Source organism: Streptomyces sp. NPDC002785, assembly GCF_040295565.1.
Classification (GTDB): domain Bacteria; phylum Actinomycetota; class Actinomycetes; order Streptomycetales; family Streptomycetaceae; genus Streptomyces.
Window position 1 is genome coordinate 1 of sequence record NZ_JBEOVN010000281.1, and the last position, 7,431, is coordinate 7,431.

The 7,431-nt window shown below is 68.7% G+C and carries 3 protein-coding genes and 1 pseudogene; 2 read left to right on the plus strand and 2 right to left on the minus strand.

The features are described 5' to 3' along the window. Positions 1 to 95 precede the first annotated feature (95 nt). Both treS and ABTZ94_RS35020 read right to left on the minus strand, forming a co-directional pair. Positions 96 to 1,802: a maltose alpha-D-glucosyltransferase gene (gene treS, locus ABTZ94_RS35015; protein ID WP_351207082.1), complete on the minus strand. Its 1,707-nt coding sequence runs from the start codon at positions 1,800 to 1,802 to the stop codon at positions 96 to 98. After that, on the minus strand, positions 1,799 to 3,850 hold the full coding sequence (locus ABTZ94_RS35020) for an alpha-1,4-glucan--maltose-1-phosphate maltosyltransferase (protein ID WP_351207083.1): 2,052 nt from the start codon (positions 3,848 to 3,850) through the stop codon (positions 1,799 to 1,801). Before ABTZ94_RS35020 ends, treS begins: the two co-directional genes overlap by 4 nt. A 740-nt stretch (positions 3,851 to 4,590) precedes the next feature. Between ABTZ94_RS35020 and glgP the strand changes: the two genes are divergently transcribed. Together glgP and ABTZ94_RS38085 are read left to right on the plus strand one after the other, a co-directional pair. Next, complete coding sequence (gene glgP, locus ABTZ94_RS35025) at positions 4,591 to 7,194, plus strand: alpha-glucan family phosphorylase (RefSeq protein ID WP_351207085.1); 2,604 nt, start codon at positions 4,591 to 4,593, stop codon at positions 7,192 to 7,194. Positions 7,195 to 7,203: 9 nt separating this feature from the next. After that, positions 7,204 to 7,361, plus strand: a pseudogene (locus ABTZ94_RS38085) (alginate lyase family protein); the annotation flags it as partial. Positions 7,362 to 7,431 lie beyond the last annotated feature (70 nt).

The following is a 7,431-nucleotide window of genomic DNA, read 5'->3' on the forward strand; positions in this document are numbered from 1 at the left end:
TCCGCATACTGGATGTATGCGGACGTTCCGACAACGCGGCGAGGTGCCGTAGCTGTCGTCGCGCGCCCGCCAGGGATTACGGGACAGCCCTTGGGTCAGCTCGGCGGTACGTCCTTCCGCAGCCGGAACCAGTAGAACCCGTATCCCGCGAGAGTCAGCAGGTAGGGCCACTGACCGATGGCGGGGAAGCGCACCCCACCGATCAGTTCCACCGGATGACGCCCGCTGAACGACCGCAGATCCAACTCCGTCGGCTGCGCGAACCGCGAGAAGTTGTGCACGCACAGCACGAGATCGTCCCCGTGCTCCCGGGTGAAGGCGAGCACGGCCGGGTTCGACGACGGCAGTTCGTTGAACGAGCCGAGCCCGAAGGCGTGGTTCTGCTTACGGATCTCGATCATTCGCCGCGTCCAGTGCAGCAGCGACGACGGGGAGGCCATCGCAGCCTCGACATTGGTGACTTGGTAGCCGTAGACCGGATCCATGATCGTGGGGAGGTAGAGCCGCCCGGGATCACTGGAGGAGAACCCGGCGTTCCGGTCGGGCGTCCATTGCATCGGAGTGCGTACGGCGTCCCGGTCGCCCAGCCAGATGTTGTCGCCCATACCGATCTCGTCCCCGTAGTAGAGGATCGGGGAGCCGGGCAGGGACAGGAGCAGCGCCGTGAACAGCTCGATCTGGTTGCGGTCGTTGTCCAGCAGGGGTGCCAGCCGCCGCCGGATACCGATGTTGGCCCGCATCCGTGGATCCTTGGCGTACTCCGCGTACATGTAGTCGCGCTCTTCGTCCGTGACCATTTCGAGGGTGAGCTCGTCGTGGTTGCGCAGGAAGATGCCCCACTGACAGTTCTTCGGGATCGCCGGTGTCTTCGCCAGGATTTCGGAGACCGGGTAGCGGCTCTCGCGCCGGACGGCCATGAAGATCCGTGGCATCACGGGGAAGTGGAACGCCATGTGGCACTCGTCGCCGCCGGCCTGGAACTCGCCGAAGTAGTCGACGACGTCCTCCGGCCACTGATTGGCCTCGGCGAGCAGCACGGTGTCCGGGTAGTGCGCGTCGATCTCCTTGCGGACCCGCTTGAGGAAGTCGTGCGTCTCCGGGAGGTTCTCGCAGTTGGTGCCCTCCCGCTGGTAGAGATACGGCACGGCGTCCACACGGAATCCGTCGATGCCGAGGTCCAGCCAGAAGCGCAGCGCGGAGATGATCTCCTCCTGCACCGCCGGGTTCTCGTAGTTGAGATCGGGCTGGTGGGAGAAGAACCGGTGCCAGTAGTACTGCTTGCGGACCGGGTCGAAGGTCCAGTTGGACGTCTCCGTGTCGACGAAGATGATCCGGGCGTCCGGGAACTGCTTGTCGTCGTCGGCCCAGACGTAGTAGTCGCCGTACGGCCCTTCCGGGTCGGTGCGGGACTGCTGGAACCAGTTGTGCTGATCGCTCGTGTGGTTCATGACGAAGTCGATGATCACGCGCATCCCGCGCTGGTGCGCGGCGTCGACGAACTCCACGAAGTCGGCCAGATCGCCGAACTCCGGCAGCACGGCGGTGTAGTCGGACACGTCGTAGCCGCCGTCACGCAGCGGCGACTTGAAGAACGGCGGCAGCCAGAGACAGTCGATGCCCAGCCACTGCAGATAGTCGAGCTTGGCGGTGATGCCCTTGAGGTCGCCGATGCCGTCGCCGTTGGAGTCCTGGAAGGACCGGACGAGGACCTCGTAGAAAACGGCACGCTTGAACCAGTCGGGATCGCGGTCCTTGGCCGGGGTGTCCTCGAACATGTCGTGGACGGGCTCATTGACGATCATGGTGTGGGTGACCCTCCGGTCGACGGGGACGGTCGCAGGACGACGATGTGCGCGGGCGTGACGCCCGGCTCCAGACGCACATAGAAGGTCCTGCCCCAGTGGTAGGTGTCGCCGGTGAGCTCGTCGCGCACCGGCACGCTCTCGTGCCAGTCGAGGCCGAGCTGCGGCATGTCCAACGAGACCGTGGCCTCCTGGGTGTGGTGCGGGTCGAGGTTGACGACCACCAGAACGATGTTCGAACCCGAACGCTTGCTGTACGCGATCAACGCGTCGTTGTCCGCGGAGTGGAAGTGCACATCGCGCAGCTGCTGCAACGCCGGGTGGCGGCGCCTGATGCGGTTGAGCGAAGTGATGAGCGGAGCCAGCGAACGGCCCTCGCGCTCTGCCGACTCCCAGTCCCTGAACCGGATTTCGTATTTCTCCGAGTCCAGGTACTCCTCGCTGCCGGGCCGGACCGGGGTGTTCTCGCACAGCTCGTACCCCGCGTACACACCCCAGGCCGGGGAGAGCGTCGCGGCGAGAACGGCCCGCGCCTCGAAGGCCGGACGGCCCCCGTCCTGGAGGTGACCCGGCAGGATGTCCGGGGTGTTCACGAAGAAGTTGGGCCGCATGTAGGAGGCGGATTCGCCCGACAGCTCCGTGACGTACTCGGTGATTTCCTGCCTGGTGTTGCGCCAGGTGAAATACGTGTACGACTGCTGGAAGCCGATGGCGGCGAGCGCCTTCATCATGGCCGGCCGGGTGAATGCCTCGGCCAGGAAGATCACATCCGGGTCGGTCCGGTTGATATCGGCGATCACCTTCTCCCAGAAGATCACCGGCTTGGTGTGCGGATTGTCGACGCGGAAGATCCGTACCCCGTGATCCATCCAGAACCGCAGAATGCGTAACGTCTCCGTGACCAGGCCACGCAGATCCTTGTCGAAGGCGATCGGATAGATGTCCTGGTATTTCTTCGGCGGATTCTCGGCGTGGGCGATGGTGCCGTCGGCGCGGTGGTGGAACCACTCGGGGTGTTTCTCGACCCAGGGATGGTCGGGAGAACACTGGAGTGCGAAATCCAGCGCGATCTCCATACGCAGGGTGCGGGCGGTCTCTACGAAATGATCGAAGTCGTCGAGGGTGCCCAGCTCGGGATGGACGGCGTCGTGACCGCCCTCCGCAGAGCCGATCGCCCAGGGCACGCCCACGTCGTGGGGAGCGGGGGACAGCGAGTTGTTGGGGCCCTTGCGGTGGGTGGTTCCGATGGGGTGGACGGGCGGGAGATAGACGACGTCGAAACCCATGGCGGCGACCGCGGGAAGCCGTTCGGCAGCCGTACGGAAGGTGCCGCTGATGATCCTCGCCGGCTGTTTTGCCGCCATTCCCGGCTTCCCCGCCCCGGCCTTCTTCTTCCTCCCGGCGGGTTCGGCCGGTTCGACCCTGGCGCCCTCCGAGCGGGGGAACAGCTCGTACCAGGAGCCGAACAGGGCCCGTCGGCGCTCGACCACCAGAGGAAGCGGGCGGGACGCGGTGACCAGTTCGCGCAGTGGGTGACGGGCGAGCGCGGCCTGCGCCTCGGGGGCGAGCGCCGCGGCGAGCCGGGCGGCGGCCGGGCGGGACCCGTCGCACAGTGCGTCGGCCGCGTCCAGCACCGCCTCGCGCCCGTCCCGCTTGGGTACGCCGGCGGCGGCCCGCTCGTACAGCTCGGCGCCCTCCGCCAGGACGAGCGCGGTGTCGATCCCCGCCGGGATCTTGATCCGGGCGTGCTGCCGCCAGGTGGTGACCGGGTCGCTCCAGGCCTCGACCGCATACGTCCAACGGCCCTCGGAGTCCGGGGTGACATCGGCGCCCCAGCGGTCGGTGCCGGGGGCGAGCTCGCGCATCGGAGTCCAGGGACCGGGGCGCCCGCTCGGATCCAGCAGGACCACATTGGCGGCGACGGCGTCATGGCCCTCGCGGAAGACGGTCGCGGTGACCTGGAACGTCTCTCCGGCAACGGCCTTGGCGGGCCTTCTGCCGCAGTCGACGAGAGGACGGACGTCGAGGACGGGAATGCGACCGATCATGGAATCACCTGGGGACTGGAGCTCGGGCTGAACGAGGCGCGATGCGGCCGCGGAGGGTGGAATACGCGCACTGCGACCGATGGGGTCCGTCCTTTCTAGCTGCTCCGTTGACGGCTGATGGGGTGTGGGCATGGCCGCTCCTGTCCGCATTCACTCGAATGGCACTCGAATAGCGGGGGTGCGGATGTGTTGCGCGGATGTGAACCGGATGAACACCGGTCCCGCAGGTGCCCCGCATTCGTGCTGCATTCGGGCGGAATTCGCGTGGTCCCGGGATGCACTCGGGCTGTTTTACCTGAGAAGCCTTCCCACGCTTCTCGGGGGGTCAATCCGGTGGTGTGTCAACTACTCGGGCGTATCTGTGACGACCTGTTTGCGCCGAGCGCCGCCCCGCGTGCGAGGGGCTCGCCGGTGCCCCTCGGGACGCCACTGGGCAGCTTTCTCCTTGGGGCGAAGTGCCACAAGACCGAACGAGGGGAGGGAATTGGCCATTACCGATGTGGTGGATGTGCCTGGACAGGCCGTTCGGGGCCCGGGATGCGGATGAGGCGGGAGCAGGCGGGGCGGAGAGCGCCACGGGGCGGAAGCGGGGCGGGCGTCCCCGGTCGGCGGCACGCGCTGTGAGCCGGTCGCGCGCCGTGGCTGCGGCGTTCGGCCACCGATAACGTCGAGGGTGACGGAGAGGCGCGCACCGTGGTGCGTCCCCTCGGATTCGTATGTCCCCTGTAAAGGTGGAATACGTGAAGGCCATTCGTCGATTCACCGTGCGTCCCGTCCTCCCCGACCCCCTTCAACCGCTCAGTGACCTCGCCCGCAATCTGCGCTGGTCCTGGCACACCGAGACCCGTGAGCTCTTCCAGGCCGTCGACCCGGAGATCCGGCGGACGGCGGAATGCGACCCGGTGCGGCTGCTCGGTGCCGTATCCGCCGGGCGACTTGCCGAGCTGGCCCGGGACCGGCAGTTCCTGCACCGGCTGACCGAGGTGTCCGCAGACCTCAGGGACTACCTGGACGGTCCCAGGTGGTACCAGGAACGGCTGGCCCAGGGAGCGGAGCTGCCGGCCGCCGTTGCCTACTTCTCACCCGAGTTCGGGGTGACCGCCGCACTGCCCCAGTACTCCGGCGGGCTCGGCATCCTCGCCGGCGACCATCTCAAGGCCGCCAGCGATCTGGGCGTCCCCCTCATCGCGGTCGGCCTGCTCTACCGGCACGGCTACTTCCGCCAGAGCCTGTCCCGCGACGGCTGGCAGCAGGAGCACTACCCCGTACTCGATCCGAACGAGCTGCCGCTCACCCTGATCCGCGAAGCCGACGGAACCCCGAGCCGGGTGGTGCTCGCCCTTCCCGGTGGCCGTTCGCTGCGCGCCCACATCTGGCAGGCCCAGGTGGGACGCGTTCCGCTGCTGATGCTCGACTCCGCCGTGGAGGAGAACGCGCCGGGCGAACGCGAGGTGACCGACCGGCTGTACGGCGGTGGCAGCGAGCACCGTCTGCTGCAGGAGATGCTCCTCGGCATCGGCGGCGTACGGGCCGTGCGGACGTACTGCCGCTTGACGGGGCATCCGGCGCCAGAGGTGTTCCACACCAACGAGGGGCACGCCGGCTTCCTCGGACTCGAGCGCATCCGTGAACTCTCCGGCACCGGACTCGACTTCGACTCGGCGGTGGAGTCCGTGCGGGCAGGCACGGTCTTCACCACTCACACGCCCGTGCCCGCCGGGATCGACCGGTTCGACCGCGAGCTCGTCGCCCGGCACTTCGGGGACGACGGCGAACTCCCGGGAGTGGGCGTCGAACGCATCCTGCAACTGGGCATGGAGACCTACCCCGGCGGTGAGCCCGAGCTCTTCAACATGGCGGTGATGGGGCTGCGGCTCGCCCAGCGGGCCAACGGCGTCTCCACCCTCCACGGGTCGGTCAGCCGCGAGATGTTCGCCGGGCTGTGGCCGGGCTTCGACGCGGCGGAGGTGCCGATCACCTCGGTGACCAACGGGGTCCACGCACCGACCTGGGTCGCGCCCGAGATCCTCCGGCTGCGCAAGGGATACGGCGGCACTCCCGGACGCTGGGACTCCGCCGCCGACGTCCCGGACCGGGAACTCTGGGACCTGCGGCGGGCCCTGCGCGGACAGCTGGTCACCGAGGTACGCGAGCGGCTCTACGCCTCATGGCGCACCCGGGGCGCGGAAGCGGCCGAACTCGGCTGGATCGACAGCGTGCTGGACCCGGACGTTCTGACGATCGGCTTCGCCCGGCGGGTGCCCTCGTACAAGCGGCTGACACTGATGCTGCGCGACCGCGACCGGCTGAGGGAACTGCTGCTCCACCCCACCCGCCCGATCCAGATCGTCGTCGCCGGCAAGGCCCACCCCGCCGATGACAGCGGAAAGCGGCTGGTGCGGGAGCTGGTGCGGTTCTCCGACGATCCCCGGGTGCGCCATCGCATCGTGTTCCTGCCGGACTACGGGATGGCCATGGCGCAGAAGCTCTACCCGGGCTGCGACGTCTGGCTCAACAACCCGCTGCGCCCCCTTGAGGCCTGTGGTACGAGCGGCATGAAGGCCGCGCTCAACGGCTGCCTCAATCTCTCGGTCCTCGACGGCTGGTGGGACGAGTGGTTCGAGCCGGACTTCGGATGGGCGATCCCGACGGCCGACGGACTGGCCATGGACGAGGACCGCCGCGACGATCTGGAGGCGGGCGCCCTCTACGAGCTGATCGAGGGCAGGATCGCGCCGCGCTTCTACGACCGGGGCGGCGAAGGGCTCCCCGAGCGCTGGATCGAGATGGTCCGCCGCACGCTGGGCGCCCTCGGGCCCAAGGTTCTGGCAGGGCGCATGGTGTCCGAGTACGTGGAGCGGCTGTACGCGCCCGCCGCGGTCGCGCAACGTGCGCTGGACCCCGGTACGGCGCGGCAGCTCGCCGACTGGAAGGCCAGGGTCCGCGCCGCCTGGCCGCGCGTCGCCGTCGACCATGTGGAGGCCGTGGCGGCCAACACGGCGGGCGGCTCGGCCGAGCTGGGGGCGACCCTGGTGCTGCGGGTCCGGATCGCCCTCGGGGTGCTGGAGCCGGACGATGTGGAGGTGCAGGCGGTGGCCGGCCGGGTGGACGCCGCCGACGGGATCTCGGACGCCCAGGTCTTCCCGTTGAAGCCCGCCGGGGGCCAGGACCTGGAGGGCCGCTGGCTGTACGACGGTCCGCTGGCCCTCGATCGCACCGGACCGTACGGCTACACGGTGCGGGTGCTTCCCGCCCATCCGCTGCTGGCGACCAGCGCGGAACTCGGCCTCGTGGCACTGCCCACGGAGTCGACGGGGGACGGCGCGGGCCTGCTGATGCGCTGATCTGCCGGCCTCGGCCCGGTCACCGAGGTCGGCTTCGACGCCCTGCACAACCGGATGGGCATCGCCATGACCGACACCCAGACCCTCACCGAGCGGCAGCGGCCCGCCGGGGCCGACAACCTGATCGTCGCCCAGGAGACCTGATCCACGCGAACAACCCCGACTGACGGGCCGGCTGCCGCAGACAGGGAACCGCCCGGGAGGAGCGTGCGCTCCTCCCGGCACAGCCGCCCGGGA